This is a genomic window from Pantoea stewartii subsp. stewartii (assembly GCF_008801695.1).
Taxonomy (GTDB): Bacteria; Pseudomonadota; Gammaproteobacteria; order Enterobacterales; family Enterobacteriaceae; genus Pantoea; species Pantoea stewartii.
Genome location: NZ_VZPF01000217.1, coordinates 1 through 639, shown reverse-complemented (window position 1 = coordinate 639; position 639 = coordinate 1). Strand labels below are relative to the sequence as shown.

Sequence of the window (639 nt, the reverse complement as noted above, 5' to 3'; positions counted from 1 at the left end):
GGAGGCGAAGCGCCTCAAGGAGCCATGTCCGGTGTTTCACGCGATAGTGTCCATTAAAAAATGATGGACACTATTTTCCCGGAACCGGAGCCCGCTGCACAGACGGTTTAAATGTGACGCTTACTGCGGTAATGAATGCGCTCTTTTTCGGCCTGCTTATTTCGGCGCTGGGTGGCTTTGCCCAGGGACAATCGATCTGGCTTATCGCAGGAGAACTTATCACGCTGCTTGTGGTGGGCTACTTTTTTATCCGACGCCAGCTGACGATGGCCGTGCCGTTGCTGCCGGTTGATTTGCTGCGCATCCCTATTTTTGCCCTGTCGATGTGCACCTCCGTCTGCTCTTTCTGCGCGCAGATGCTGGCGATGGTATCACTGCCCTTCTACCTGCAAAGCGTGCTGGGGCGTACAGAGGTCGAAACCGGTTTATTGCTTACGCCGTGGCCGCTGGCCACCATGCTGCTCTCACCGGTCGCGGGACGTTTAATTGAACGAGTGCATGCGGGCTTACTCGGGGTAAGCGTCGCATTCAGACCGTATTGACGTTCAGGCAGAGGGAAGCTCGACCTTCCATGGCAGCAGATCGCGGACCCGGTTCACCGGCCAGTCCTGTATATGACCGATGACGTAACGCAACCAC

Annotated in this window: 1 pseudogene; it reads left to right on the top strand. The window is 56.2% G+C overall.

Going from position 1 to position 639, the window contains the following annotated elements:
* Positions 1–122: 122 nt before the first annotated feature.
* Positions 123–515 (top strand): annotated as a pseudogene (locus F7Q90_RS25820) (MFS transporter); the annotation flags it as partial.
* Positions 516–639 lie beyond the last annotated feature (124 nt).